Origin of the sequence: Sphingobium sp. LSP13-1-1.1, from assembly GCF_040676415.1 — a bacterium.
Classification (GTDB): Bacteria; Pseudomonadota; Alphaproteobacteria; order Sphingomonadales; family Sphingomonadaceae; genus Sphingobium.
Genome location: NZ_JBEGHU010000045.1, coordinates 204,033 through 230,614 on the forward strand (window position 1 = coordinate 204,033; position 26,582 = coordinate 230,614).

20 protein-coding genes and 1 tRNA gene are annotated in these 26,582 nt (G+C 62.0%); 12 read left to right on the plus strand and 9 right to left on the minus strand.

Features of this window, described 5'->3' with window-relative positions; translation table 11 throughout:
• Positions 1-13 precede the first annotated feature (13 nt).
• Positions 14-436 (plus strand): nucleoside-diphosphate kinase, encoded by a 423-nt coding sequence (ndk, locus tag MRBLSP13_RS18155; protein WP_133652867.1) that lies wholly within the window; start codon positions 14-16, stop codon positions 434-436.
• Positions 437-565: 129 nt separating this feature from the next.
• Here the strand turns inward: ndk and MRBLSP13_RS18160 are convergent, their stop codons facing one another.
• Positions 566-1,240 carry a glutathione S-transferase family protein gene (locus tag MRBLSP13_RS18160; RefSeq protein ID WP_363737281.1) on the minus strand — a complete coding sequence of 225 codons (675 nt, stop codon included), beginning with the start codon at positions 1,238-1,240 and terminating at the stop codon, positions 566-568.
• Positions 1,241-1,466: 226 nt separating this feature from the next.
• Here MRBLSP13_RS18160 and MRBLSP13_RS18165 point away from each other — a divergent pair, with 226 nt between their 5' ends.
• The gene (locus tag MRBLSP13_RS18165) at positions 1,467-2,258 is read left to right on the plus strand and encodes a sulfite exporter TauE/SafE family protein (protein WP_363737280.1); all 792 of its coding nucleotides are present in this window, start codon (positions 1,467-1,469) and stop codon (positions 2,256-2,258) included.
• A gap of 120 nt (positions 2,259-2,378) precedes the next feature.
• Here the strand turns inward: MRBLSP13_RS18165 and MRBLSP13_RS18170 are convergent, their stop codons facing one another.
• Positions 2,379-3,089, minus strand: coding sequence for an IS6 family transposase (locus tag MRBLSP13_RS18170; protein WP_363737279.1), 711 nt, complete (start codon positions 3,087-3,089; stop codon positions 2,379-2,381).
• Between the two features lie 196 nt (positions 3,090-3,285).
• On the opposite strand from MRBLSP13_RS18170, the gene MRBLSP13_RS18175 reads away from it, so the two are divergent.
• Genes MRBLSP13_RS18175 through MRBLSP13_RS18185 form a run of 3 tightly spaced genes read left to right on the plus strand, consistent with a single transcriptional unit; the run spans position 3,286 to position 7,110 of the window.
• Positions 3,286-4,998 (plus strand): TIR domain-containing protein, encoded by a 1,713-nt coding sequence (locus tag MRBLSP13_RS18175; RefSeq protein ID WP_363737278.1) that lies wholly within the window; start codon positions 3,286-3,288, stop codon positions 4,996-4,998.
• Positions 4,999-5,598: a hypothetical protein gene (locus MRBLSP13_RS18180; protein ID WP_363737277.1), complete on the plus strand. Its 600-nt coding sequence runs from the start codon at positions 4,999-5,001 to the stop codon at positions 5,596-5,598.
• A gap of 54 nt (positions 5,599-5,652) precedes the next feature.
• Positions 5,653-7,110, plus strand: a complete 1,458-nt coding sequence (locus MRBLSP13_RS18185; protein WP_363755930.1) for a TRAFs-binding domain-containing protein — start codon at positions 5,653-5,655, stop codon at positions 7,108-7,110.
• Positions 7,111-7,200: 90 nt separating this feature from the next.
• On the opposite strand, the gene MRBLSP13_RS18190 is transcribed toward MRBLSP13_RS18185, so the two are convergent.
• From MRBLSP13_RS18190 to MRBLSP13_RS18205, 4 genes are all read right to left on the minus strand, one after another.
• Complete coding sequence (locus MRBLSP13_RS18190) at positions 7,201-7,854, minus strand: Crp/Fnr family transcriptional regulator (protein WP_363755932.1); 654 nt, start codon at positions 7,852-7,854, stop codon at positions 7,201-7,203.
• A gap of 312 nt (positions 7,855-8,166) precedes the next feature.
• On the minus strand, positions 8,167-11,169 hold the full coding sequence (locus MRBLSP13_RS18195) for a TonB-dependent receptor plug domain-containing protein (protein WP_363755934.1): 3,003 nt from the start codon (positions 11,167-11,169) through the stop codon (positions 8,167-8,169).
• Between the two features lie 485 nt (positions 11,170-11,654).
• Positions 11,655-12,140: a hypothetical protein gene (locus tag MRBLSP13_RS18200; RefSeq protein ID WP_363755936.1), complete on the minus strand. Its 486-nt coding sequence runs from the start codon at positions 12,138-12,140 to the stop codon at positions 11,655-11,657.
• 182 nt (positions 12,141-12,322) lie between these two features.
• Positions 12,323-12,396: transfer RNA gene (locus MRBLSP13_RS18205), tRNA-Cys, on the minus strand.
• A gap of 201 nt (positions 12,397-12,597) precedes the next feature.
• On the opposite strand from MRBLSP13_RS18205, the gene MRBLSP13_RS18210 reads away from it, so the two are divergent.
• The 4 genes from MRBLSP13_RS18210 (at position 12,598) to MRBLSP13_RS18225 (ending at position 17,547) form a co-directional block, all read left to right on the plus strand.
• Entirely contained in the window at positions 12,598-13,230 is a 633-nt protein-coding gene (locus MRBLSP13_RS18210; protein WP_363755938.1) for a protein-L-isoaspartate O-methyltransferase family protein, read from the plus strand.
• Between the two features lie 19 nt (positions 13,231-13,249).
• On the plus strand, positions 13,250-14,722 hold the full coding sequence (locus MRBLSP13_RS18215; RefSeq protein WP_363755940.1) for a TolC family outer membrane protein: 1,473 nt from the start codon (positions 13,250-13,252) through the stop codon (positions 14,720-14,722).
• Positions 14,723-14,790: 68 nt separating this feature from the next.
• Positions 14,791-15,282: a DUF2497 domain-containing protein gene (locus MRBLSP13_RS18220; RefSeq protein ID WP_363755942.1), complete on the plus strand. Its 492-nt coding sequence runs from the start codon at positions 14,791-14,793 to the stop codon at positions 15,280-15,282.
• A 210-nt stretch (positions 15,283-15,492) separates the two neighbouring features.
• Complete coding sequence (locus tag MRBLSP13_RS18225; protein WP_363755944.1) at positions 15,493-17,547, plus strand: S9 family peptidase; 2,055 nt, start codon at positions 15,493-15,495, stop codon at positions 17,545-17,547.
• 35 nt (positions 17,548-17,582) lie between these two features.
• Here the strand turns inward: MRBLSP13_RS18225 and MRBLSP13_RS18230 are convergent, their stop codons facing one another.
• The gene (locus MRBLSP13_RS18230) at positions 17,583-18,299 is read right to left on the minus strand and encodes an alpha/beta fold hydrolase (RefSeq protein WP_363737242.1); all 717 of its coding nucleotides are present in this window, start codon (positions 18,297-18,299) and stop codon (positions 17,583-17,585) included.
• A gap of 77 nt (positions 18,300-18,376) precedes the next feature.
• Between MRBLSP13_RS18230 and MRBLSP13_RS18235 the strand changes: the two genes are divergently transcribed.
• The gene (locus MRBLSP13_RS18235) at positions 18,377-21,076 is read left to right on the plus strand and encodes a valine--tRNA ligase (protein WP_363737241.1); all 2,700 of its coding nucleotides are present in this window, start codon (positions 18,377-18,379) and stop codon (positions 21,074-21,076) included.
• A gap of 78 nt (positions 21,077-21,154) precedes the next feature.
• Positions 21,155-22,606, plus strand: coding sequence for an MATE family efflux transporter (locus MRBLSP13_RS18240; RefSeq protein ID WP_363737240.1), 1,452 nt, complete (start codon positions 21,155-21,157; stop codon positions 22,604-22,606).
• Between the two features lie 4 nt (positions 22,607-22,610).
• Here MRBLSP13_RS18240 and MRBLSP13_RS18245 read toward each other — a convergent pair whose 3' ends face one another.
• Complete coding sequence (locus tag MRBLSP13_RS18245) at positions 22,611-24,269, minus strand: ATP-binding protein (protein WP_363755946.1); 1,659 nt, start codon at positions 24,267-24,269, stop codon at positions 22,611-22,613.
• Between the two features lie 194 nt (positions 24,270-24,463).
• Here MRBLSP13_RS18245 and MRBLSP13_RS18250 point away from each other — a divergent pair, with 194 nt between their 5' ends.
• Complete coding sequence (locus MRBLSP13_RS18250; RefSeq protein WP_363737442.1) at positions 24,464-25,537, plus strand: acyltransferase family protein; 1,074 nt, start codon at positions 24,464-24,466, stop codon at positions 25,535-25,537.
• Here the strand turns inward: MRBLSP13_RS18250 and MRBLSP13_RS18255 are convergent.
• Entirely contained in the window at positions 25,505-26,521 is a 1,017-nt protein-coding gene (locus MRBLSP13_RS18255; protein WP_363737238.1) for an LLM class flavin-dependent oxidoreductase, read from the minus strand. The genes MRBLSP13_RS18250 and MRBLSP13_RS18255 overlap by 33 nt on opposite strands.
• Positions 26,522-26,582 lie beyond the last annotated feature (61 nt).

Genomic DNA, 26,582 nt, shown 5'->3' on the forward strand with positions numbered 1-26,582 from the left:
GCTTTTGAGCCTTATGGCCGTTACCCGCACCTTTTCGATCATCAAGCCCGATGCGACCCGTCGCAACCTGACGGGCGCCGTGACCAGGAAACTGGAGGAAGCGGGTCTGCGCGTTGTCGCTTCCAAGCGTATCCGCATGAGCCGTGAACAGGCTGAAGGCTTCTATGCCGTGCACAAGGAGCGCCCCTTCTTCGCCGATCTGGTTGCCTTCATGATTTCCGGCCCGGTTGTCGTCCAGGTTCTGGAAGGCGAAGATGCGGTGAAGCGCAATCGGGACATCATGGGCGCCACCAACCCGGCCAATGCCGATGAAGGCACCATCCGCAAGGAATATGCCGAATCGATCGAAGCCAATTCGGTCCACGGCTCCGACAGCGAGGAAAATGCCGCGATCGAGATCGCCTATTTCTTCAAGCCTGAAGAAATCGTCGGCTGATCGGGCACGATAATCTGGAAAAGGGCCGGGGGTGATATGCCTGCCGCCCCTTTTCCATGGCGGAAATGGCGGAACGGGCCATCTGCTCGCGACATTTGCCCAACCTCCGCAAATGACCGAAAACTTGCCTTATCCCAATTGCGGAGGCGCTTCGAAACGGTCGATCACCCATTCTTCCGCCTGTGCGCCGCCAATCCATTCCTGCATCCAGGGATGATTGATGATGGCGCGCATATAGGCTTCCGCAAAGCGGGCAACGGGGAGTTGATAGGTGATGAAGCGGGTCACCACCGGCGCGAACATCACATCGACCGCGCTGAAATCCCCGAACAGAAACTCTCCCTCGCCGCCATGGCGGGCGCGGGCCTCCGCCCAGAGTTGCATGATGCGCGCGATATCCTGAGCCGCGGCCTCGGATGGAGGGACGGGAGCATAGATCTGGCGGATGTTCATGCTGTGCTCACGTCGCAGCGCAGCGAAACTGGAGTGCATTTCCGCCGCCATTGACCGGGCCATGGCGCGCGCGGCGATGTCTGCCGGCCAGAATCGGTCGCCGCCCGACTTCTCGTTCAGATATTCGACGATCGCCAGGCTGTCCCACACGACGACGTCGTCGCCGTCCCACAATATTGGCACCTTCCCGGAAGAAGGGGCGAATTCGTCACCCTCGCGGCGCTTTTCCCACGCTTCGTCGTAAAGCGGCACAACAACCTCCTCGAAGGGGAGGCCGGACAGCTTGCACGCCAGCCATCCGCGTAGCGACCAGCTTGAATAGGCCTTGTTGCCAATGAACAGCTTCATCATGTCCCTGTCTTTACAGCCTGTTGGGAAATTCGCGGAGGAACGCATTTTGGCCAGATAGTCTCTTAGACGCCGGTGGCAAGGAAAGTCGAGAGCATCGCGTCACTCTTGCATTCAACAGCATTTGTTTTGGAGGCGATAAATTTCCAATCCAAAAGGGGGCTGGCTGGCGCGGTTTTTCGGTCCTACACATCGCGGATTACACGACGTAACGAATTTGGGGCGAAATATGGATTTGTTGCACGCGATCGCAGGCCTTTTCGTCGGCCTGATGGTCGGCATGACCGGAGTGGGTGGCGGCTCGCTGATGGCGCCGATTCTGATCCTGCTGTTCGGCGTCGCGCCCACCACGGCGGTCGGCACCGACCTGTGGTTCGCGTCGATCACAAAGGCGGTCGGCGGCGCGGTTCACCACCATCAGGGCGGTACCGAGGGCGGTCCGGATTATGAAGTCGTGAAGCGCCTGATGATCGGCAGCATCCCCGCCTCGCTGATCACGTTGGCGATCCTTTCGCAGATGCACCTTGGGCAGATCAAGACGGGCGTGATCACGGCGGCGCTGGGCGTGGTGCTGATCGCTACCGCAGGTGCGACCCTGCTGCGCGGCCGTTTCCATAGCTGGGCGCTCGCCCGCCGGGTGGGCACGGCCGACGGTTTCACCCGCTGGCAGCCGGCGCTGACTGTGCTGGCCGGCGCCCTGCTGGGGGCGATGGTGACGCTGACTTCGGTCGGTGCGGGCGCGATCGGTGCGACGTTGCTCCTGGCGCTCTATCCACTCCGCATGCGGATGCAGCGGCTGGTGGCGACCGATATCGTTCATGCCGTGCCGCTGACGCTTGTCGCCGGACTTGGCCATTTGTGGATCGGGAACGTCAATCCGGTGCTGCTGGTCAACCTGCTGGCGGGGTCGCTGCCCGGTATCGTGATCGGATCGCTGCTGGCCACGCGCACGTCGGATCGCGTGCTCCAGCCCCTGCTGGCTGCGGTGCTGGTGGTGGTGGGATGGCGGCTGATCGCCTAGCCGCGAAATATCTGCCGAGCCGGAATCCAACTTGCTACAGTTTTATATGAATTTTCGGTGCTGTCAGACAAAGGCGAACCGCTCTCCACACGATGCACTTCGGGCTTAGAACGGAGAAACTCAGCTCGCGAGAGACTGCCACTGGGCCAAGGCGGCCGAGCGTCTTTGCTTGTAAATCTCTCGATCGACGAGATGGCGCTCCAGGGCGAAGTGATTGTGAAAGTGGGCGTGGACGGATGCGAATTTCTGCAGGGATCGCATCTGTCGAAACCTGAGCATAGCCCGCTCCCGTCGTCGGAAGGGGAGATGGCTGTTTTCAACCCGATTGTTCAGCCACTGCCCCATTTCCTGCTGCTCGATATTGCCCAGGTCACGCATTGCTGCTGGATAGGATCGGAGTCCGTCGGTTACGATTTTTGCTGGTGATCCGTGCCGTTTCAATGCTTTCTTCATGAAGGCCAAAGCTGCCTTTTTATCCCGCTTCTTCGTAACGTAGCTCTCCAGAATTTCGCCTTCGTGATCGACGGCGCGCCAGAGGTAAACCATCTTGCCGTTGATCTTCACGTACATCTCATCAAGGTGCCAGCGCCAGTGGCGAAAGCTGCACATCTTGTTGATCCGCTGGCGTCGGATCTCGCCAGCAAACAGCGGGCCGAACCGGTTCCACCACAGCCGCACCGTTTCGTGGCAGATATCGACGCCACGCTCGAACAGCAGGTCCTCGACGTTCCGCAGCGACAGCGGGTAACGGACATACATCATCACCACCAACCGGATCACCTCCGGGGAGGAGTTGAAATACCGAAACGGACTAATGGTGGGCTTGGTCATGACCCACCATTTACCGAACCCCGGTTTGCTTTGACAGCACCGCGCCGCCATGCGAACTTTGCAGGCAACCTTCCCCCACGGCGGCTTTTTCGATAGCCAAACCCCTCGGCTCCATTGGGCGAGCGTGCAAATTATGGCACTGGACGACGATGTGGTGCACCGCCCGCTAAAGAGAGGAACAGGGTCAATCCTTGTGATGGAGGACAACGGAACGAAGGCGACCTATGCCGCCTTTCTGAGCTATAATCATAGGGACGTTGCGTGGGCGCGTCCGTTGCAGCGGCGACTGGAATCCTATCGCTTTCCAGGCAGGACGGTCCGTTCGGATGGTAAGCGCAAATTGGGGCCGATCTTTCGCGACCGCGATGAATTGCCCGCAACGGCCGACCTGTCGGAGGCCGTCAAGCAGGCGCTGTCAAAGTCCGCAGCATTGCTGGTCCTGTGCTCACCCAATTCAGCGGCGTCGCCATGGGTGGACAAGGAAATTCGCCTGTTCCGGGCCCTCCATCCCGATCGGCCGATCCTGGCGGCGATCATTGATGGCGAACCGACGGATGCCTTCCCGCCGGCGCTGAGGGATGGGGTCGAACCGCTTGCGGCCGACCTTCGGCGGGAGGGCGATGGCGTCCGGCTCGGCACCTTGAAGATCATTGCCGGGCTGGCTGGGATTGGTCTGGACCGGCTGGTGCAGCGCGACGCGCAAAGGCGCATCCGGCGCGTGATGGCTGTCACGCTGGCTCTGTTGCTGATCATGCTAGCTTTCGTCGCGCTGTCGGTTGCGGCTTTGCAGGCGCAGCGAGAAGCCGAGCGGCAACGCGCCGAAGCAGAAGGGATCATCGAATTCATGCTGACCGATTTGCGGGAACGTCTGCGTAGCGTCGGTCGCCTGGATGCCCTCTCTGTCGTCAACGACCGGGCAATGAACTATTATCGCGATCAGGGAAATCTCGACGATCTGCCGGACGACAGTCTGGAAAGGCGTGCGCGTATCCTTCAGGCCATGGGGGAGGATGACATTGCCCGTGGCAGCCTGCCTGCTGCACGGCGCAAGTTCGAAGAAGCGCATCGCACGACAACCGCACTGCTGAACGACGATCCGGAACGGCCCGAATGGATCTTCGTCCACGCGCAGAGCGAATTCTGGATCGGGCAGGTCGATCAGCTGTCCGGGCAGCCCGATAGGGCGCTCAACCATTATTGGGCCTATCTGCATTGGGCCCGTCAGCTTTTGCAGCATCAACCCCATGCCGCGCGCAGCTTTACGGAAGTGGGTTATGCGCTCAGCAATATCGCCTCAGTCCAATCGGAGGCGAAGAACGACCATGCCGATGCGATCCGGAATTATGAAAAGTCGCTTTACTGGTTCCAGCGAGCGCAGCAGGCCGATCCACGATCTCTCACCATTCGCAAGGAGGTGGCCGAACGCCACGCGCGGCTGGCCGACGTGCAGTATGACCGTCGTGATTTCCAGGCCGCGGCCCAGCATCGGCTGGAGCAATTAAGGCTGCTCGAGCCGCTGCGGCGGGAAGACCCGCAAAATGGCGACATTGCCTATGATACTCTGGTGGCGACTCGTTCCCTCGCGCGAATTGCGTTCGAAACCGGAGAGACGGCCAAGGCGGTCAGGCTGATTCAGGATGCGCAAATCCAGTCTTCGGCGCTCCGCCGGCGCGACCCGCAAAACCAGAACTGGTTCGAACAGCATCTGCGGCTGCTGATGGATGCGGCAGAGGTGGCGAGGGCGCGCCACCAGGGAGCAGAGGTCCATCGCCTCGTCGGCCAGGCCCGTCGGATCATGCACGACGCAAGCCCGAATGCCGCGGCAGATCCGGCATTTCGGATTACGTCGATCAAGCGTCTGGATGCTATAGCGCAGGCCGATAACAGGGCTTTGGCAAAGGGGGATTGAATGCTGCCTTACGGAAACAGTGTCAGGACCGTTGGACCCGGCGACGAGATCGACCATGTCACCTTGCTCTACATTCGCGTGCGGGAAGGCGTATGGAATGTGAGTCGCTGGTTCGCGACGATTTGCGAACGGGGGCTACAGGCCACCGAGGCGCGCCTGCTGAAGCTGGCGCAGTCGAGCGATCCCGCGCACCATGCCGAATTCAGGGGCTACGGATTCGAGAATATCGAGTTCATCGAATATATGTGCTTCTTCACCATCATCCTGGATGCGCCCGGCTACAGCTTCCATGATGGGAAGGATACCGATCCGCTCTGGTTCCTGGAGAAGAAGGAGAATAGCTCGCTGGCTCCGCCGCCCGCCCCGGTGGCGCCCAACCGCAGCTTCTTCGACCTGGAGATGATTGAGATTGGCGGCTATCCGGCGCTGCGGTGCCGTAACTATATGTGCAACGGCTATACGGGCGAACCGCTGAAGGAAGGGGAGGAGCAGGGCTTCATCTTCAACCTGTATATTCGCGGTCGCTATGAACATGGCGGCGATGGCGGCGTTGTCCTGGCAATCGATCCGGACGGCGTCAGCAAAGGGCCGCGCAAATAGCGCAGCGGGCGAATTCGGTGGCGGCGAACAGGCGCTTATGGGACAAGGCTGGCAATGATCAGGCCGCAGCTTAACAGCATTACGCGACTGGCGCGGGCGGGCGCGCTGGAACAAGCCTGGGCAACGTTTCATGCCGCCGGCCTGTCGCCACAGTCGGACGATCCGGATGTCCTGACGGTCTACGGGCGCCTTCTCAAGGATCGCGCGGCGGCGGAAAGCGGCACCGTGCGGGAAGATCTGCTGAACCGCGCGATCACCGCTTATGAGCGTGCTTCGGCTCTTTCGCGCGCGACCTATCCATTAATCAACGCGGCGACGCTCGCTTTTCTTGCCGGACGAGGCGAGGCGGCGACAACGTTGGCTCATGCCGTAATGGCGCTGCTCGATGATCCGCTGCGCGCCGCCGAGACGCCTTATTGGATTGATGCGACGCGCGCCGAAGCGCTGTTGCTGCTGGGCCGGACTCGGGATGCCGAACGGATGCTGAGGCGAGCGATCGGACATCAGCCCGAAGCATGGGAAGATCATGCCTCTACGCTGCGGCAGTTCGCCATGATCCTGGCCGAGGCGGGGCAGCCCGCCGACTGGCTGGACCGTCATCGCCCGGCCTCGCCGCTCTATTTCGAAGGCATATTGGGCCTTGCCACGGATGATGACCGGGCGGCTGAGGCGGTTGCCGGGGCGGTGGATGCATTGGCACCTTCCATGGTGGTCGGTGCGCTGGCGGCCGGGGCCGACATATTGGTGGCAGAAGCCGCCATCGTCGCGGGCCGACAACTGCATGTCGTTCTGCCCTGTCCGGCTGAACTGTTCCGGACCACCTCGGTCGAACCCTTCGGACCTAGCTGGGCCGATCGGTTCGATGCGCTGCTGGAGCAGGCAGTCGCGGTGAAGGAAATGGATGATTGGCAGCCGCTCAGCGATGCGTCCGTCGAGGTGTCGAGGCAGGCCGCCATGGGACTTGCCTTGTGCGAGGCAAAGCGCCTGCAATCTTCGGCCCGCGCCTTGCAGATCGTCGGACGGGGCGAAGAGCGCGGGAAGTGCATGGCCCGCTGGGAGGCCCTCGGGCTTCGGCTGGATCGTCTGGAACTCGAACGGAGCGACAGTCGACGGGTCACCCTGTCGACAGAGGCTGAGGCTGCTGCCCTGATCGCGATACCCGAATCTTTGCATTTCTGCTTGAATGGGGACGGCGTGGATCTGGCGAGGCAGGAGGGACAGCGCGCCTATCGTCTGCCTTCCCTCGGCGAAGCGGCTCGTCGGGCTTCCGACTTGCGGAGTGAATATCCTGATGCCCGGCTGGGACTGGATTACCGGGCCGTCTCAGATGCGCGGGCGGGGCGCTGGGATCGCGTGCTCATGGTTGCCGTGGCGGATCTCAGGGGGGCGGTGGTTCTCAGCGAAGCCGCCGCCCTGGCCCTTGCCTTGCATGCGCCGGAGGCAAATGTCCAACCGATGGGCGACATCAGGACGGCGCTGGGCGATCTGACGCTGTATGGCCTGTTTCCTTAATTAGGGCAGAGTCGCTGACTTTCAGCCCGCAACGCATGGAATGGTGCGAGCGGACCGACCGCTTTTTGAGCAAAGTCTTGGTTGGTGTTCTCAGGCTACCAAGTCGGCCAGCAGGCGGGGCGCCAATATGTTGAGTGCCTCATCGGTCCTGCTAACGATACCACGCCGCAACAGGTGTGCGATCGCCCGGGATGTCGTTTCGCGCGTGGTATGAACCGACAATGCAAGCGCCGACAGCACGGGTGGCGGCTCAATCCGGTTAGAGGGGCCGGCCAGGCGCAGCAGTTCGGCATAGACCCGGCCATAGGCGGTCAAAGTGGTTCGTGCAGCCATACGGTCAAGCATCACATCCAGCTGCCGGGCGAACAGCATGCTCAGGCCATGGGCAATCTCCGCGCTATATCGGGCAAGGTCCACCAGCGTCGCCGTTTCAATACAGAGTAGATGGAGCGAACCTTGGGCGACGATGTCGCTACGCAACACTGCTGGCACAGGGTAGCTGCCGAAGATTTCGCCGGGACCATGGGAAGCGAGCAACGTCCGTTGACCGTCAGCCGAGTTGATCTGGGCTTGCGCAGCCCCTTCCACGACGACCCAGCAATGATGGGCCAGGTCGCCCTGATGCGCGACGAAGGCCTTGTGTGGAAAGACCGCGTCGCGAACGGCAGATGCCAGAGACTCGGCACCCGCCTGTCCGCACGAGAACACGCTTCTGATAACGGCCAGCCGTTCCGCCTCAAGCAAGCTTTTCCCCCAAAACCCTGTGGGCCAGCGCGGTCGAACCTACCGGCTGATGGCTCTCAAAAAAAGGCCCAGCAGCGCGAAGGCTGCCGGGCCCAAAAGTTTGGAAATCAGGCAAGCCTGAATTCCTCGGGTCGCGGCCCGGACAATAAGCGTCTCTTCGGAGTTTGCGCGTGACGTGCATCACGCTTCACGGGTCGCCGGCCGACCTATCGAACCATCGGTCATCTCCTGTTCCGGCCCTAAGGTGGCGCCATGGCGTCCGATCCTGAAAATCTGAAGAACGCTAAAGGCCAGACCGCTGCCCGTCCTCGGTCAGAACAGCCGGTCGGTCTGCACCTTAAAGCCTGCGTAGACGAACCGTCCGACACCCGAAATCGGGTAGCTTAGTAGACCGATATCCGGCGTCTGGTCGGTCAAATTGTTGACGCCTGCGTAGAACTGAAACCGGTCGTTGACGTCATAGGCAAGGCGAAGGTCGTGTTGCTTGAGTTCCTTGTACCAGACATATTTGGGGTCCACGAGGTCCGGATTGGCCGCCAGTTGCTCGGTCGTGTAGCGGCGTGTCTTGCTGAAATAGTTGAACGAATAATTGGCCGTGAACCCCTTGAGCTTCCAGACGAGGTCCAGCGTTCCGCGCCAGCGCGGGTTGTAGGATTCGAGAATATCGTCATCCACATCAGCGCCGATAGAAGGCACCTCGGTTTTCTTGTCGAGATAGCCGCCGACAAGGCTGACGGCGAAGGAGCCCAGATTGCCCGCTGGAGTGAAGGCATAGCGAACGGAGAAATCGGCGCCCGCCGTTCTGATCGCTGCGACGTTTTGCGGCCGGACATTGAAGCCGATCCGCCGCTGGATATCGTCGCCATCGCCCAGGACGAAGCCGGTGCCCGTGTCGCGGAAGATGTTCTCGCAGAACACATTGTCGACCGTTGGCTGATCGACGCACAGTTCGGCGAGCTCGGTAGCCGTCGGTGTGTTGACCGCATCCTTGATCTTGATGTCGTACCAGTCGAACGTCAGCGTCAGCCCTGGAATGAAGCGCGGCTGGAGGACGACGCCCGCAGTCCAGGACTTGGCCGTTTCTTCCGTCAGGTCGGGATTGCCACCGGTCGTGCCGCGCCGTGATGTGGTGGCCTGCGGATCGGTTGTCGGACTGAAGGCGGCGATTTCTGCTGGTGACAACCCCAGCCCCGACAGGATGGTGGTGCAATTGGCCTGCCGATACTGTGTGCCGTCATTTATGCGGCGAAAATCGCAGGGATCATCGACAAAATCGAATGTTCCGGTAGCAGGTTGGAACAGTTCGCCGATGTTGGGCGCACGCACCGCCTGCGAGTAGGAACCCCGGAAACGGATATCGCGTATCGGGGCATAGATGCCGTCGACCTTCCATGTCGTCGTTTTGCCGACCGTGCTGTAGTCGGAAAAGCGGATGGCTCCGCCAACCGAGAGCAGTTCGGCAAAGCGCATATTGGACAGGATCGGAGCGTTCACTTCGGCGAAGAACTCCTTCACATTGAACTTGCCGCTGCTAGGGGACAAGGCCGCCGTGTCGCGGAAATCGCCATTCTGGATCAGCAGGTCGGGCGTATCGGAGCTTTTCTCGCGCCGATATTCCCCGCCCAGGGCAAAGCCGAAGGAGCCGCCGCCGGGGAAGGTGAAGGCAGAGTCGAGATTGCCCGAAATCGAGCCGGTAACGACCTCCTGAGTGATCTTCGATCGGCTAAGATTGTCCGCCAGCACGAAATCGAGCGCCTCCTGCGACGCCACGCCGTTACCCAGGATGTTGAGGGGACGGCAGGCGCTGCCGGCGCCCGGCGAGAAGGTGGTGGCCGGCCCGCCGAAATTGTCGGGATCGATCACGCCGTCATATTCAAGCGTCGACCGGCAGACGATCTGACCCGTCGTCGGATCGCGGACCGCGTCCAGTGCGGCATAGTAGCGATCACCGATCAGATTTGCCGTCTGGCGGTTCCGTACTTTCGTCTGGCCGTAAATGTAGGAAATATCATATTTGAGGTTGCTGCCCAGATCCCCGTCGAAGCCGGCAACGAAGCGCATCGTCTTGCGCTTTACGGTTTCACCGCGAATGCCGAAATCGAAATTGTCGCGCGAGACATAGGCGCCGTCTGGCGCTGCACCGGCGCCAAAGCGATCGACAAGATAAGCGTTGTCGGGCTGGAGATAAGTGAAAAAGTCAAAGCTGGGCTGTCCGACCGAATAGGCCTGCGTCGCGGCATATTTGCCTTCCGCGTAGAAGCGGATGGCCGACGAGAATTCATAGCTGGTCAACATGTTGAAAACATGCCGCTCGGTTTTGGGCTGCAGGTCGCCGAAATAGCCTGCGACCGGCGTGTTGGATCCGCCAACGGCGCGAGCGTTGCCGCCGATCAACGGGATGCCGCGATCATAAGGCAAACCGCTGCCAGTGAAGTCGGGAATGCCGTCGAGATCGATATCGACGGCGCCATCAGGTGCGCTGTCTGCCCATGTGAGATTTCGGTAGAGAATGCGATCAGGGACGCTCGGATCGTCGCCCAGATCGTCCTGATTCTGGAGGATTTCGCCATAGCGGGCGGGATCGCCCGAAAAGCTCCGCTTGAAGGGGCTGAGGCGGTCTGACTTGTTATATTCGTAAGCGAAAGCGATGTTGCCGCGATCTTCGCTGAAATTCTGGCCAGCCGTCAGGCTGAAATAGCGGTTCGCAGCATCCCCCTTTGAGGAGATGCCTGACTGGCCCCGGACGGAAAGCCCTTCGAAGTTGCGCTTAAGGATAAAGTTGACCACGCCCGACACGCCGTCTGCCCCGTATATTGCGGAGGCGCCGCCCGTGAGCACGTCGACCCTGTCGATCAGATCTTGTGGAATGGAGTTTATGTCAACCGCCGCGGAATTTGCGATTCCGGCGACGTGACGCTTGCCGTTCACCAAGACGAGCGTGCGATCAGTGCCCAGGTTGCGCAGGTTGAGCAGGTTTACGCCTGTCTCGCCGAAGCCCGCATCCGCGCCGCCTGCGAGCGAACTGCCGGTCGACGCCGACAAGGCCGGATTGCGTAGCAGGACGTCGGTGATGTTGGTGCGGCCGGTCTGCTCAATCTGCTCTGCGGTGACGGCGACAATGGGATTGGCGACATCGAGTTCGGGCCGCACGATGCGGGAACCCGTCACGATAATCGTTTCTCCGGCTTCCACGGTGTCTTGCTCATTTTGAGGCGCCTGTTCCTGCGCATGCAGTGACGCCTGCATCAAAGCGACCCCGGCTAGAGCCGTGGCTGCACCCGCGCGCAGGCGCGCGGTCTTCAAAATTCTGTTCATGCTCCAGTCCCCTTGCTCTGGAAGTACGCGCCCCCCGCCCACTATCCCGCCCCAACCGAACCCTTGCGGAATGCGATGGTCAGGTTAATTCCCCGAGCAAAGCTGTAAAGTATAAACTATTGTGATTTAAGAAATTTTCAAACAAGCTGTCACGCAAATGCCACAGGCTTGATATAACTTCGTGGCAGGAACCGATCCGAGATATTCGTGGCTTTTTGAAGCGCGTACGACATGGAAGGCTTCGGCGGATTAGCGGTCATCCTTTATGTGCAGTGCAATGGTGCATAATTGTTGTTTGAAACATTCGAACTTGAATAGATGTGTGAATGAATTCTAGCCCAGTCTGGCTGCCGATGGTTGCGGCCTATGGTGCCGCTTCTCGCCCTATCTAAATGCACGCAAATTTTTTCTGCATAGGGAGCGAGAAGGTCGCCACGTGGCACGTCCCCGGTCTCGTCTGCATGTTCCTCAAACCATTCCGACAGTCATTTCTTGATTGCCCTGATCGCCGCTGTCCGGTTGCTCATGTCCAGCGCGCTCAGTCGAGCGTCGCTATAGGCATATTTCGCGTTCCGGCCTGGACTACCGGCCCGCTTGGGTTTGATGCCGAGTTCCTTGATAACCTCGTCGGGGTCTTTCTCGATCTTGATCGCGCCGGAAATCCGGTTCCCGCCCGGCGAGACGCAAAGCGCCCGGACGGCGGCAAATTCCGACAGAAGCAGGACTCGTAAATTTCCGAAGAAATAACGGTGCTCCAGATAGATCGGGGTGCCCCTCCAGTTGCGGTAGTAGGCCCTTGGTGCGCTTTCGCGCTGGAGATAGGCAAAGAGCTTTTCAAGCGCTTCCCGCGTCTCGTCGGTGGCGTTCGCGTAGATTGGCTCTTGTGGCTTCCGCAGCCTGTCGGTCCCGTATTGGAAACGACGCCAGAGCCACGCCATGATCAGCGGAATGAGGCAGGCTGCGATGGCCATGTTCAAAAGGGTCTCGGCAACCGCTTTGGATGTCAGCGGGCCTCGCGAGGCCCCCAAGGTAGGGCCCCATCGTCTGCGGTCACAGGCAAATAGAGGCAGTCGCTGCCAATCAGCGATTACCTGTAAACTAGCGGAAATCATGGGTTTTTTCAATTATCAGCGAGCATTGGCTGACAGCAATCTGGAGGCCCGAGCCGGAATCGAACCGGCGTATACGGATTTGCAGTCCGCTGCGTCACCACTCCGCCATCGGGCCTCGGCGTGGGTGGCCGCAAATGTGCGGCTTTTGATGCAAAGTCAAGCAGCGCTGTGATATCGTAGCGCAAGATTCTGGTGTTGGAGAACGTAAAGCCGCTTGGCGTGGCTCGTTGGCTGATTTAGAGGTCCGATTTATATCTTTGCTGTATTGCTTTCCTAATACAGCTTTCCTAAAAGCTATCCCAGTCGAGGAATTGTCGTGACGGAGCAGAATTTTTCATCGATGCGGGCCGCCATGGTCGAAAGCCAGCTTCGCACCAGCGATGTGGATGATCAGCGCGTGATTGCGGCGATGGCGCATGTGGCGCGGGAGGAATTCGTGCCGGCTGAGCGGCGGGCTATGGCTTATGTCGATCGGCCGGTCCCGCTTGCGGGCGGTCGCGCGCTCAATCCGCCGCTGGTCACGGGCCGTCTGCTGAAGGAAGCGCAGATCGCCAAGGGCGACAGGGCGCTGTTGATCGGCGCGGCCACAGGCTACAGCGCGGCACTGCTGGCGACGCTGGGTGCGCAGGTCACCGCGGTCGAGGAAGAGGGCGGACCGGACATCGCGGTCGATGGCGTAACCGTGGTTCGCGGCCCTCTGAATGCTGGTTCTGCCGTTGGCGCGCCCTATGATGTGCTGTTCGTCGACGGCGCGGTGGAGGAAGTGCCCGCCGTGCTCGTTCAGCAGCTTGCTGATGGCGCGCGGGTGGTGACAGGCATTGTGGAGCGTGGCGTGACCCGCCTGTGCAGCGGTCGGGTGGTATCGGGGGTGTTGGGTCTTTCCCGCCTCGCCGACATGGAAATGGTCGTACTTCCGGGCTTTGCCGCACCGGAACGATTTGTGTTCTGAAAGGGCCTATGGGGGGGACATGACAGCAAGATCTTGGCTTTCGGGGCGTAATGCCCTCATCCTGTTGCTGTCGGTGTCCTCTGCCATGGCCGGGACGGTTCATGCGGAGACCCTGCAGGGGGCTCTGGCCAAGGCCTATCGCTCCAACCCGACGCTTACCGGCGCGCGTGCCGGGCAACAGGCGACCGATGAGGGCGTGCCTATCCAGAAGGCGGCGGGGCGACCCTCGCTTGGAGCGACCGGGACCTATACGGAAAGCATTCTCAAGCCGACGATCAGCTTCACGTCGCCGCAGCGGACGGTGGATGCGAATGCCCAGTTGACCGTGCCGCTTTATTCCGGCGGTGCCGTGCGTAACGGCGTGAAGGCGGCGAAGACCCGCGTGGCAGCAGGGCAGGCAGATCTTCGCGGGACGGAGGCGAGTGTCTTTTCCCGCGTGGTTGCCGCCTATATGGACGTGATCCGCGACAGTGCCGTGGTCGCGCTCAACCAGGCCAATGTGAGGGCGCTGGAGGTCAATCTCCAGGCGACCGGCGACCGTTTCGAAGTGGGGGACGTGACCCGAACGGATGTCGCCCAGTCCGAATCGCGATTGGCGCTGGCCCGCTCCAGCCTCCAGACGGCCGAGGCGAACCTGATCACCAGCCGGGAAAATTACATCGCGCTAGTCGGCGAGGCGCCGGACGATCTTCAGCCGCCGCCAGCGCTTCCGGGACTGCCGGCGTCCCCTGATGCCGCGGTACAGGTCGCACTGAAGGACAATCCGGATATCCTGGCCGCCGCCAAGAATCGGGAAGCGACGGCTTACGATGTCAATGTTGCCAAGGCAGCGGTATCGCCCACGCTCTCCGCCTTCACCCAGGCGGGTTACACCAATTATCTTGATACGCTGAGCGCCATGAACAGTGCCGACGGATCGCAGATCAACAAGCAGGCCTCGGCAGGCGTACAGCTTAGCATTCCACTCTACCAGGGCGGACGTCCGGCCGCGCAGGTGCGGCAGCGCCAGGCGCTCGAATCGCAGGCTATGGAGCAGGTGATCGAGGTCGAGCGCGGCGTGATCGCGCAGGCCCGTTCGGCTTATGCAAGCTGGCAGGCGTCGCTGGAGAGCATCCAGTCCAACCAGAAGGCGGTGGACGCGGCGAACCTGTCGCTGGAAGGCGTGAGAGCGGAAAATTCCGTCGGCAGCCGCACCATATTGGACATCTTGAATGCCGAGCAGGAAGCGGTGAACGCCAAGGTTCAACTGGTGACGGCGCGCCGCAACGCCTATGTCGCCGGCTTCAGCCTGTTGGCTGCCATGGGCCATGCCGAGGCGGATGACCTGAACCTCGAAACCGGTACGCTTTATGACCCGATGGTTAATTATGACCGGGTGAAGGGCAAATGGTTCGATTGGGATTTCGACCCAGCGCCAAAGGTTCAATCGACGCGGACCGTTGACTCCCCGGCGCAAAACGCCAATGTGGACCCCGGTTTGGCGCAGCCTTAACGCAATTTTAACCTCAGGAGCGTTCCTTGGTGGTATGGCGTTAACGGGGACAGGAATAGGGGTTAACCATGGGCGACATGAGCAAGGAACCCTCGATGGAGGACATCCTCTCGTCCATCAAGCGGATCATCGCTGAAGAGGGCGAGGAAGCGGTGCAGACCCTGCCACGCCGAGCACGCGGAGAAGCCGCGCAGAAGGTCCGGCCTGTTTCCGTGCCGGAGGCCCTGTCCGAACCAGCTGGTGACGAAGTGCTGGAACTGACCGACGAGGTTGCTGTGGAGGAACCCATGCCTGCTCATCGAACGTCCCGCGCGTCCCGGCCTGCTGCCGAGCAGGAGGATGCGTCCATCCTGTCCGTCGAAAGCGAAGTTGCGGCCCGGCATTCCCTGTCCGCCCTGTCATCCATGCTCGTTACGCCCAGGGAAGGCGAAGACAATACGCTGGATGGGCTGGTGCGTTCGATGCTGAAGCCGATGCTGAAGGAATGGCTGGACGCGCGCTTGCCGCAGATGGTCGAGGACATGGTCGCCAAGGAAATCGCCCGAATCACGGGCCGCTGAGTCGAGACGCTCTGATTCGCGCCATTGCGAGGTGCGGTTGCTTGCCTTCCGCCGCAATCATGCTGAACTGACCGCGATCATTCGGTCTTTGTTATTTTATTACGCACCAGTGACTGATCCTTGCGAGCCAGCCGGCGGCTGCCTACACCCTTGTTCATAGCTTCGTCGCCGCCGCGAAAAGCGGCGCGATCCGGTTCAAGGGTGTCATCGATGAAATCTCTTCTGCAAGCGGGACTTGGTGCTCTGGCTCTCGCTCAAGCGGCGTGGATCGCCGCGCCAGCCTCTGCCCGGCCATTCACGCCCGGCGATATGGTCGACCTGCGTCGCGTGTCGGCGCCGGCGCTTTCCCGCGACGGGCGATGGCTCGCCTATCAATTGCGAGCGACCGATCTTGCAGGGAACAGGGGAAGGACGGACCTGTATCTGCTGGACCTGAGCAAGGCGGGTGCGGCGCCTCGCATGATTGCCTCCCTCCCGGACAAGAATGAAAGCGCGCCAGCCTTTTCGACGGACGGCAGATCGCTCTACTATCTCTCCAACCGGAGTGGGGAAGACCAGCTTTGGCGGGTCGTCGTCCAGGACGGTAAGAGCGAGCAGGTGACGAAGGCGCCCGGCGGGATTTCGGGGTTCCTGCTCAGTCCGGCGGGTGATCGCGTCGCGCTGTGGGCAGACCGGCCCGTGGGTGCGAAGACCCTTGACGATGTAAAGGCCGCGCCCCCGCCCACGGCTGGCACGGGACGCGTCTATGACCAGTTGTTCGTGCGCCATTGGGATACATGGGCGGACGGGCAGCGCTCGCAGATCTTCGTGATGCCGCTGGGTGGCGGCAATGCCGTGTCGGTCATGGGTGCGCTGGTCGGAGACAGCCCGTCCAAACCCTTTGGCGGTGCCGAAGAGATCGCCTGGAGCGTCGACGGCAAGACTCTGTTCTTCACGCTGCGCGAGGCGGGGCGCATCGAATCCCTGTCCACCAACATGGATATTTTCGCGGTTCCCGCTGACGGGCGCGCGGCACCCGTCGATCTGACGGACGCCAATGATGCGATGGACAGCATGCCCGCGGTGTCGCCCGATGGAAAATGGCTTGCCTATGCCGCGATGAAGCGGCCAGGCTATGAGAGTGACCGGCAGGTGTTGATGCTGCGCGACATCGCGACGGGCGAGACGAGGGCGCTGACCGAGGCGTGGGACCGATCGGTCGCGTCCATTGTGTGGGAAGCCGATGGCAGGGGCATTCTGGTTACCGCCGATGATGTGCTGGACCATCCGGTATTCCGCGTGGACGCCGCGTCGGGCAAGGTCACGCGGCTGACGCAGGCGGGTCATGCGGGCAGCGTCCTGCCGCTGCCCAAGGGCGGCTTCGTCTACACGCTCGACAGCATTCAGTCGCCCGCCGATTTCTGGAAGATGCCGGGCGGCAAGGGCAGGGCCGTTCGGTTGACCAGCGTCAATGGGGACAAGCTGGCCGGGGTCGACGATGTGTCGGTGCAGCGATACAGCTTCAGGGGCGCGAATGGCGACATTGTCTGGGGCCAGATCGTGAAGCCGAAGGGGATTGGGGGCAAGCTGCCGGTGGCCTTGCTCGTCCACGGCGGCCCGCAAGGCAGCTTCAACGACAGCTGGTCCTACCGCTGGAATCCCAAGCTGTTCGCTTCCCATGGCTATGCAGCGGTCATCGTCGATTTCCATGGTTCGACGGGCTATGGGCAGGCCTTTACCGACAGCATCAACAAGGATTGGGGCGGCAAGCCTCTGGAGGACCTGAAACTGGGTCTGGCGGCCGCCGCGGCGCGGGACGCGCAGGTCGACGCAGGAAACGGCTGCGCACTTGGCGCCAGCTATGGCGGTTACATGATGAACTGGATCGAAGGGAACTGGCCCGACGGCTTCAAGTGCATTGTCCAGCATGACGGCGTGTTCGACGCCCGTGCCATGGCTTATGAAACCGAGGAATTGTGGTTCGACGAATGGGAACATGGCGGACCCTATTATGAAAATCCGCAAGAGTTCGAAAAATGGAACCCGGTCAACCATGTGACCCAATGGAAGACGCCGATGCTGGTGGTGACCAGCGAAAAGGATTTCCGCATTCCCTACACGCAGGGACTAGCGGCCTTCACCGCGCTGCAGAGGCGAAACGTGCCGTCAAAGCTGCTGATCTTCCCGGACGAGAATCACTGGGTGCTGAAGCCGCGCAACTCGCTGCAATGGTATGACGAGGCACTGGGCTGGCTGGATCGGTGGACGAAGAAGCAGGACCGGTGAGACTTCTATGGGTCTGCGCTCCAAATTAGGGCGGATCAGGCGATAGCGCGGATGAAGCCGGTCAGTATCTCCGCCAGCTTCTCCGGCGCCTCGACAGGCAGCATATGGCCAGCGCCCTCCACCACTTCCAGCCGGGCATGGGGGGCGCGGTCGACCATCTCCTGATGTTGGGCCGGGGGAGCCCAATTGTCCTCGCTGCCGGTGACCGCGAGGATGGGGCAGCTTATGGACGCAAGCAGGTCCAATCGATCCGGCCGGTTGAGCAGAGCCTTCTGCTGGGCTGCGAAAATATCGGCGTCGGCGCGCAGTAGCATGTCGGTGATGCCCTCGATCAACGCCACATCCTCCAGCCGGTGCGGCGCCAACATTGGGGGCATCCACTGTTTCGCGACGCTGCCCATGCCCTCTTTACGGGCGAGATCGACCAGTTTCAGGCGCCCTTCCGCCTCATGCGCCTTGGGGCCGCCCGCGCCCGTATCCAGCAGCGCCAGTCCCACCATGCGGTCCGCCACCTGGTCCGCCAGCTCCAGCGCGACCCGGCCGCCCATGCTGTGGCCGATGACCACCATCTGACCGCTGACCCTGTCCGCGATATTCCGGGCCATGGCAGCCAGAGAATCGCAGCCGTCGGTGCGGGCGATATGGATGGAGCCAAGGCGGCTCAGCGCGCCGATCACGCCGTGCCAGACCCAGCCATCGTTCATCAGGCCGGGGATCAGTACGATGGTCAGCGGCTTTGGGGATGCGGTCACGGCTTTTTTGCCTCATGGACGGAGGAAAGATGCAGCGGATATTTGACGCCGCCGCCGCCTTGCGTAAAGGCCAGCCTATGACCGAATTGCCCAAGACCTTCGACCCCGCCGAAATCGAGTCCCGCTGGTACGCCCATTGGGAGGAGCGGGGGCTGTTCCGCCCGGCCCGGCCCGATGCTGAACCCTTCACCATCGTCAACCCGCCGCCGAACGTCACGGGCAGCCTGCATATCGGCCATGCGCTCGACAACACCTTGCAGGACATCGTCATCCGCTACGAGCGGCTGCGCGGCAAGGACGCGCTGTGGGTGGTGGGGACCGACCATGCGGGCATCGCGACGCAGATGGTGGTCGAACGGCAGATGGAGGCGCAGCAGGACAAGCGCACCAACTACACCCGCGAGCAGTTCGTCGAGAAGGTGTGGGAATGGAAGGCGGAAAGCGGCGGTGCGATCACGCGCCAGCTTCGCCGCCTGGGCTGTTCCATGGATTGGGCCAATGAGCGCTTCACCATGGACGAGGGCTTTTCGAAAGCCGTCATCAAGGTGTTCGTGGAATTGCACAGGCGTGGCCTGCTGTATCGCGACAAGAGGCTGGTGAACTGGGATCCGCGCTTCCGCTCGGCGATTTCGGACCTGGAGGTTGAGACGCAGGAGGTGAAGGGCGGCTTCTGGCACTTCCGCTATCCGCTCGCCGATGGGGTCAAGCTCCCCAGCGGGGTCGACCATATCGTGGTCGCGACGACAAGGCCGGAAACGATGCTGGCGGACATGGCGGTCGCGGTTCATCCGGACGACCCCCGCTACCGGGACGTCATCGGCAAGGACATCCTCCAGCCGATCACTGGCCGGCGTTTCAGGATAGTGGGCGACGAGCATGCTGATCCTGAACTCGGATCGGGCGCGGTCAAGATCACGCCGGGGCATGATTTCAACGATTTCGAAGTGGGCAGACGGGCGGGCTTCCGCGCCGCCGAGATGCTCAACATGTTCGATGCCGACGCCAATGTGACCCAGACCGCCGACGGGCTGATCCCGGATCGGTTCCTGGGGCTGCACCGCTTCCGGAAGGATGGCGTTGACGGCGCACGCGAATTGGTGGTGGCGGAGATGAAGGCGCTCGGCCTGCTGGTGCCGCATGTTTCGAAGAACAAGGAAGGCGAGGAAGTCCTCTCCGACGCAGAGCCGCGCACCATCCAGACGCCCTTTGGCGACCGTTCGGGCGTGGTGATCGAGCCGTGGTTGACCGATCAATGGTATGTCGATGCGGAGAAGCTGGCGGTCGCGCCGATGCAGGCAGTGCGCGACGGGCGGATCGAGATCGTGCCCAGAACATGGGAAAAGACCTTCTTCAACTGGATGGAGAATATCCAGCCCTGGTGCGTGTCGCGCCAGCTCTGGTGGGGACATCAGATTCCCGCCTGGTATGACGAGGACGGCAATCCCTATGTCGCGGAGAGCGAAGCAGAAGCGCAGGCGATGGCCGGGAACAAGGCGCTGGTCCGCGATCCCGACGTGCTCGATACCTGGTTCTCCTCCGCGCTCTGGCCCTTTGGCACGCTGGGCTGGCCAGAGGAGACCGAGACGCTCAAGCGCCATTACCCCAATGACCTGCTGATCTCCGGCTTCGACATCCTGTTCTTCTGGGATGCGCGCATGGCGATGCAGGGGCTGGAGTTCATGGGTGATGTGCCGTGGCGCAAGCTCTATCTTCACGGTCTGGTGCGGGCCGCGGATGGGCAGAAAATGTCCAAGTCCAAGGGCAATGTCGTCGATCCGCTGGGCCTGATCGACAGGTTCGGCGCCGATGCGCTGCGTTTCTTCATGGCGGCCATGGAAAGCCAGGGGCGCGACGTGAAGATGGATGAAAAGCGCGTCGAGGGCTATCGCAACTTCGCGACGAAGTTGTGGAACGCGGCGCGTTTCCTGCAAGCCAACGGCGTCGCCGCATCGACCAGCCATGAGGCACCCCATGCGGAAGCCCCGGCCAATCGCTGGATCATCGCGGAGACGGTGGCGACCGTCCAGGCGATCGACACTGCCATGTCCGAACTGCGGTTCGACGCCGCGGCCAACGCCATTTATCACTTCGTCTGGGACCAGTTTTGCGATTGGTATATCGAGCTTACCAAGGGCTCGATGGACGAGGAAACGCGCGCCGTCGCGGGTTGGGCGTTCGACCAGATCCTGGTGATGCTGCATCCGTTCATGCCCTTCATTACCGAAGAGTTATGGAATCTGACCGGCAGCCGCGAAACAGAACTGATCGTCGCCCGCTGGCCGCAGGCGCTCTATGCCGTCGACAGCGAGGCGCAGGGGGAGATCGATTGGCTTATCCGGCTGATCGGCGCGATGCGGACGGCGCGCACCGAACTGAACGTGCCGCCCGGCGCGAAGCTCAGCGTGGTCGTGCATGACGCGGCCGAGGAAACCCGCCGCCGCATCGATCGCCAGGGGGCCGCATTGGCGCGTCTGGGCCGGGTGGAAAGCCTCTCCTTTGGCGATAGCGTCACGGGCGGCGCGGCGCAGATCGTGGTGGACGAGGCGACCTTCATCCTGCCGCTGGAAGGCGTGATCGACATCGCCGCCGAGAAAGCGCGGCTCGCCAAGGCCTTGGCGGCGGCCGAGAAGGAACGGGATTCGCTGTCCGGGCGTCTTTCCAATCCCAGCTTCGTCGAGAAGGCCAAGCCCGAGGCGGTGGCCAAGGCGCGCGAGGATCATGGTGAAAAGGCGGCAGAGGCGGAAAGATTGAAGGCGGCGCTGGAACGGCTCGCCTGACCGGCGAAGGAATCTGACCGGGAGTCACCGGGTCAGCCAGATGGTGCGAGTTGTCATCCGCAAGGGACAGGAGGGTTCATGGTTGCAGGGGAACAGCGGGCCAGAGACCTGACGCAAGGACCGATTGCATCGGCGTTGCTGCTGTTCGCCATCCCGACATTGGCGTCCAACATCCTCCAGTCGCTGAACGGATCGATCAACGCCATTTGGGTCGGCCGTTTCCTGGGCGCGCAGGCGCTAGCGGCGACCGCCAATGCGAACATCACCATGTTCCTGATGTTCTCCGTCGTGTTCGGGTTTGGCATGGCGTCGACGGTGATGGTTGCGCAGGCGGTAGGGCGGAACGATCTTGACGCGGCGCGCAGGGCTTTCGGATCGGCTGTTGGTTTCTGCACCCTGCTGGGTCTGGTCGTAGCGACCGCCGGATGGATCGGCGCGCCGGCCTTGTTGAGGCTGCTGGCGACCCCGGCGGAGGCGTTCGACCTTGCGCTCATCTATTTGCGGGTGATCTTCGTCGCCATGCCCGCTTCCCTGCTGAGCGTCATGATGATGATGGGCCTGCGCGGAACGGGCGATGCGCGAACGCCGTTGATCTTCATGCTCGTGAGCGTCGGTGTCGATCTGGTCCTCAACCCCGTGTTGATCCTGGGTCTTGGCCCGATTCCGGCCATGGGAATCGGCGGTTCGGCGGCTGCCACGGCGGCGGCGGGCGTGATCAGCCTTATCGGCATCATCCTCTACACCTATGCGAAGGATCTGCCGCTGCGGCTGCGCGGGCGGGAACTGGCATATCTGCGCCCGGCGCCGGACCAGATGCGGCTTCTGTTCGGCAAGGGGCTGCCCATGGGATTGCAGATGATCGTCATGTCCACGTCGGGACTGGTGATGATCGGCCTCGTCAATCGCGAGGGGTTCCTTGTCACTGCGGCCTATGGCGCGGCCCAGCAGATCTGGACCTATCTCCAGATGCCAGCCATGGCGATGGGCGCGGCGGTCAGCGCCATGGCGGCGCAGAATATCGGCGCTGGCCGATGGGATCGGATCGGCCGCATCACCGGCTATGGCATGGGCTATCTGTTTCTGATCACCGGCACGATGGTCGCTGTCATCCTGCTGTTCCACGCGCCGTTGCTGTCGCTTTTCCTGGGACAGAATGAGGCAGCGATCGCCGCTGCCTGGCACATGCAGCTTCTGGCGAGCTGGAGCTTCATGCTGTTCGGCGGCACGATGATCCTGTTCGGCGTGATGCGGGCCAACGGCGTGGTGGTGCGGCCGTTGCTGATCCTTGTGTTCACTCTCTTCGCAGTGCGGCTGGGCTTCTACCATCTGGGCTATCCGCATCTGGGTGCGGATGCCCTGTGGCTGAGTTTTCCTGCGGGTTCGGCTGCTGCCTTCCTGCTTGCCGGGCTGGTCTATCTGCAGGGTGGCTGGCGGAAGGCGAAGCTGCTCGTTCCCGTGAACCAGGAAGAGTGCCGCGAAAGCGTCCAGGCGGAGAGCGAACCAGCCGGGCGGGTCGTCCCGGCGGGATAGAAGCCTATCGCCCCTGGCTGCGCCAGCGCGTGATGGTGCGCGCCAGTATCTCCGCTTCTCCGCCCGACTGACGCCAGAGTTCCGTAAAGCTCGGATCGCCCGAAGCGGGACGACGTGCTTCCTCCAGATTGTCCAGCGCCACGCGGATCGGCACGGCGACGCCTTCGCCGCAGATGATCGCTTCCCGGTTGCGCAGCGCGGGGATGGAATCGAGGAAGCCGCGCGCGCCTTCCGGCATGGCAGCCTTCACAAATGCCTGGTCGCGGTCATTGTTGAGGCGCATGGAGATGATCGTGCCGCATTGCGACAGCACGCCTTCCGCAAGGTCCGACGGACGTTGGGTGATAAGGCCCAGCGACACGCCATATTTACGGCCTTCCTTTGCGATCCGTTCCAGGATGCGGCGAACGGCCTGCCCGCTGCCGCTGGTGCTGCTGGGGATGTAGCGATGGGCTTCCTCGCAGACGAGCAGGATCGGGCGCTGTGGCTCGTCCCGCGCCCACAGCGCATAGTCGAACACCAGCCGCGACAGCACCGACACCACCACGGAGGTGATGTCGGACGGCATGGACGACACGTCTATGATCGAGATCGGCTTGCCGCCGGAGGGCAGGCGGAAGATCTTGGCAAGGAATTCCTGCATCGAATCCGCGACCAGCATGCCGGAGAACATGAAGCTGTAGCGTGGATCGCTCCTGATCTCGTCGATCTTGGTCTTCAGCCGCATATAGGGCAGCGATCCGGTGCCCTTGTCCAGCTTCCCCATCTCGTTCTGAAGGATGTTGGTGAGATCCGACAGCATATAGGGCACAGGTGAGTCGACGGTCAGCCGGCCAATGCTCTCCGCCAGCCGGTTTTTCGACCGCGCGGCAAGCAGGCATTTGGCGAGGATGTCGCAATCCACCGTCCGCTCGGAGCCTTCCGAGGTGACGAACACCTCGCAATGCTCCTCGAAATTCATCAGCCAATAGGGCAGGGCGAGGTTGTTGACGTCGTAGACCGCGCCATTCTGCTGGAAGGCGGCGCCATATTCGCCATGGGGGTCGATCATCACGATATGGCCCTGCGGCGACAGGTCGCAGATGCGGTGCAGGATCAGTGCGGCGCTGGTCGATTTGCCGGTGCCGGTCGAACCCAGCAGGGCGAAATGCTTGCCCAGCATCGAATCGACATAGAGCGCAGCGCGGGTGTCGGACGTGGGATAAACGGTGCCGATCTGCACATGGGGCCGGTCGTCGGCGGAATAGATCTGCTGCATGTCCGCGCTCGACACCGGATAGACCTCCGTCCCCGGCGTCGGATAGCGGGTCACGCCGCGGCGGAAGCGGTAGATCCGCCCCGTCAGCTTCTCTTCATCGCCTTCGCCCAGAAAATCGATGTCGACAATGATGCTGTTGCTGTCCTGCCGGTCCATCGCCATGGCGCGGACGCTGGCGATCAGCCAGACGGGGCCAACGCGCATCTTGACCTGGCTGCCGACCTGCCCCGCCATGGCGAGCGAAGGGTCGGGATCATGCGCCAGTGACGCAATGCGGGCAGCTTCGATGATCAGTTGCGAACTGGATCCGGCGATCTGGAAAACCATTCCCATGGCATCGACAGGAGCCTGGAAGACATGCGGCTGCGCGCCGGCAAAATGGTCTGCACCGTGCATCTGGGTCATGAACCTGCTTTTCCCTCGACCGGACGGGATTCCGGCACGTTGGATCGATTTAACCGGCGACCGGTAAAGATTCTGCTTATCGCCTGCCCATGTTGTTGGTGCGGCCAGTCTGGCGCCGTGTTGGTCAGAGGAAATGCGTGTCAGGCTTGGCTGTTGAAACATTGACCGAAAGTCGGGGATATCCTGTGTCGCGGATGCCGATGACCGACGTGGCGCGGCAATCCGATGCGATTTCCATCGCGCGGGTGATCTGTATTCTGGGCGTGGTCTATGTACATGCATGGACAGGCCTTAACGGGCACGATCTGGAAAGCCTGCGGGGGACGCCACAGGACAGCTTGCGCTGGGGCCTGATGGAGGTTTTCGGGCGCAGCGCCGTACCTTTGCTGGGATTGATTTCTGGCTGGCTGGTCGCGGGATCGTCGCGAACGCATGACTGGCTGCGTCATGTCGGGCGCAAGGCGCGGACAATCCTGCTGCCGATGATCCTGTGGAATGCGCTGGCGATCCTGCTTGTGTCGGGTGCGGCCTGGGTGCTGGGCCTGTCGGCGCCAGTGCCTTCGTCCGGCGACTGGATGTTCCAGGAACTGTTCATCGTCAGCCGCAATCCCGACATCAATGTGCAGATGCCGTTTTTGCGCGACCTGTTCCTGTGCATGCTTGCGGCCCCCCTGCTCGTTCGCCTGCCCGGCTGGGCGCTGGCCATGGTCGCGGCGATGGCGGCGCTGTGCCAGATCATGGGCTGGGGACCGCCAGTGCTGATGCGAGCGTCGATCCTGTTCTTCTTCACCATGGGCATCATCGCACGGCGCGAGGGGCTGGCAAGCCGGATGTCGGCGCTGCCCTGGATCGTTGCGGCGCCGCCCTTTGCGCTGTTGATGACGGCACAGCTTTATATGTCCTTGCATCCGGGCGTCTTGCCACCGGGCATCGGGACGGGCGTGCTTGACATGATGGTGCGGATCGCGGCTGCGCTGTTCTTCTGGCGATTGGCCTGGTCGCTGGCGGCCAGCGCGGCACGGGGAATGTTGCTGCGAATCGAGCCGTTCGCCTTCTTCCTGTTCTGCTCACACCTCATTCTGATCTGGCTGGGAGGGCCGGTGTTGGGTCAACTGTTCGGAAAGCTGGGATCGCCCTTCTATCCGGCCTATCTGCTGGTTCAGCCGCTGTTGGTGCTGTTGGTCGTGGTGATGCTTGGATCCATGCTCAGCCGCGCCGCACCAGGGTTGGCGAAGCTATTGAGCGGGGGCCGGCTGATGTCTGTCTGACGCCGCCTGACCGGCTGCCATGGCGATCTCCAGACTGCGCTTGCGTGCAGCCAGATCGTGAATCTGGCCGCCGATGATGATTTCATCCACCTGAGTGCGGCGGATGAAGGCCGCCAGGTCGCGCTCCACATCGGCTTGGGTGCCGATGGTCGAAGCGCTCAATACATCGGCTAGCATCGCCTGCGCCTGCGGGGGCAGGCTTTCATAATAGCCGGGAACGGGCGGTTGTAGCTTGCCCGGCTGCCCGGTGCGCAGTCGAACAAAGGCCTGCTGCATGGATGTTGCGATCAGCCTGGCTTCGTCCATCGTATCGGCGGCGAAGACATTGTAGCCCGCCATCACATAAGGATGTTCAAGCTGCGCCGAGGGCTGAAAATCACGGCGGTAGATGGCGATGGCCTCGTCCAGCGCGCCGGGCGCGAAGTGCGAGGCGAAGGCGTAGGGCAGGCCAAGCGCGGCGGCCAGTTGCGCGCCGTAGAGGCTGGAGCCGAGGATCCAGAGCGGCACATCCTCTCCTGCGCCAGGCGTTGCCCGGAAGCCGAGGCGCGCGTCGCCGGCGAAATAGGCCTGCAATTCCATCACATCGCGCGGGAATTCGTCGGGTCCGCCGCTCAGCGTTCGTCGCATCGCCTGCGCCACGCGCTGGTCGGAGCCGGGAGCGCGTCCTAGGCCGAGGTCGACGCGGCCCAGGAAGAGTGCGGCGAGCGTGCCGAACTGCTCAGCGATCAGCAATGGTGCATGATTGGGCAGCATGATGCCGCCCGCACCGATTCGAATGTGGCTGGTGGCCCGTCCGATATGCGCCAGCACCACGGCGGTCGCGGCGGAGGCGATGCCCGGCATGCCATGATGTTCCGCCACCCAGTAGCGGTGGAACCCGAGGGTTTCGGCATGGATGGCAAAGGCAGCGGCGCGGTCCAGCGCTTCACCGGCAGTGCTGCCTTCGTTGACGGGGACGAGGTCCAATACGGAAAAACGGGTCATGGCCAGCATATGGGGACATGACCCGTTTTATTTCAATACCTAATGGGGGCGGACGCCCGGA

Bases quoted from the DNA above. Each gene is read 5' to 3' on its own strand.
- ndk (WP_133652867.1), top strand. From the start codon at position 14: ATGGCCGTTACCCGCACCTTTTCGATCATCAAGCCCGATGCGACCCGT.
- MRBLSP13_RS18160 (WP_363737281.1), bottom strand. From the start codon at position 1,240: ATGATGAAGCTGTTCATTGGCAACAAGGCCTATTCAAGCTGGTCGCTA.
- MRBLSP13_RS18165 (WP_363737280.1), top strand. From the start codon at position 1,467: ATGGATTTGTTGCACGCGATCGCAGGCCTTTTCGTCGGCCTGATGGTC.
- MRBLSP13_RS18170 (WP_363737279.1), bottom strand. From the start codon at position 3,089: ATGACCAAGCCCACCATTAGTCCGTTTCGGTATTTCAACTCCTCCCCG.
- MRBLSP13_RS18175 (WP_363737278.1), top strand. From the start codon at position 3,286: ATGGAGGACAACGGAACGAAGGCGACCTATGCCGCCTTTCTGAGCTAT.
- MRBLSP13_RS18180 (WP_363737277.1), top strand. From the start codon at position 4,999: ATGCTGCCTTACGGAAACAGTGTCAGGACCGTTGGACCCGGCGACGAG.
- MRBLSP13_RS18185 (WP_363755930.1), top strand. From the start codon at position 5,653: ATGATCAGGCCGCAGCTTAACAGCATTACGCGACTGGCGCGGGCGGGC.
- MRBLSP13_RS18195 (WP_363755934.1), bottom strand. From the start codon at position 11,169: ATGAACAGAATTTTGAAGACCGCGCGCCTGCGCGCGGGTGCAGCCACG.
- MRBLSP13_RS18200 (WP_363755936.1), bottom strand. From the start codon at position 12,140: ATGGCCATCGCAGCCTGCCTCATTCCGCTGATCATGGCGTGGCTCTGG.
- MRBLSP13_RS18215 (WP_363755940.1), top strand. From the start codon at position 13,250: ATGACAGCAAGATCTTGGCTTTCGGGGCGTAATGCCCTCATCCTGTTG.
- MRBLSP13_RS18220 (WP_363755942.1), top strand. From the start codon at position 14,791: ATGGGCGACATGAGCAAGGAACCCTCGATGGAGGACATCCTCTCGTCC.
- MRBLSP13_RS18225 (WP_363755944.1), top strand. From the start codon at position 15,493: ATGAAATCTCTTCTGCAAGCGGGACTTGGTGCTCTGGCTCTCGCTCAA.
- MRBLSP13_RS18235 (WP_363737241.1), top strand. From the start codon at position 18,377: ATGACCGAATTGCCCAAGACCTTCGACCCCGCCGAAATCGAGTCCCGC.
- MRBLSP13_RS18240 (WP_363737240.1), top strand. From the start codon at position 21,155: ATGGTTGCAGGGGAACAGCGGGCCAGAGACCTGACGCAAGGACCGATT.
- MRBLSP13_RS18245 (WP_363755946.1), bottom strand. From the start codon at position 24,269: ATGACCCAGATGCACGGTGCAGACCATTTTGCCGGCGCGCAGCCGCAT.
- MRBLSP13_RS18250 (WP_363737442.1), top strand. From the start codon at position 24,464: ATGCCGATGACCGACGTGGCGCGGCAATCCGATGCGATTTCCATCGCG.
- MRBLSP13_RS18255 (WP_363737238.1), bottom strand. From the start codon at position 26,521: ATGACCCGTTTTTCCGTATTGGACCTCGTCCCCGTCAACGAAGGCAGC.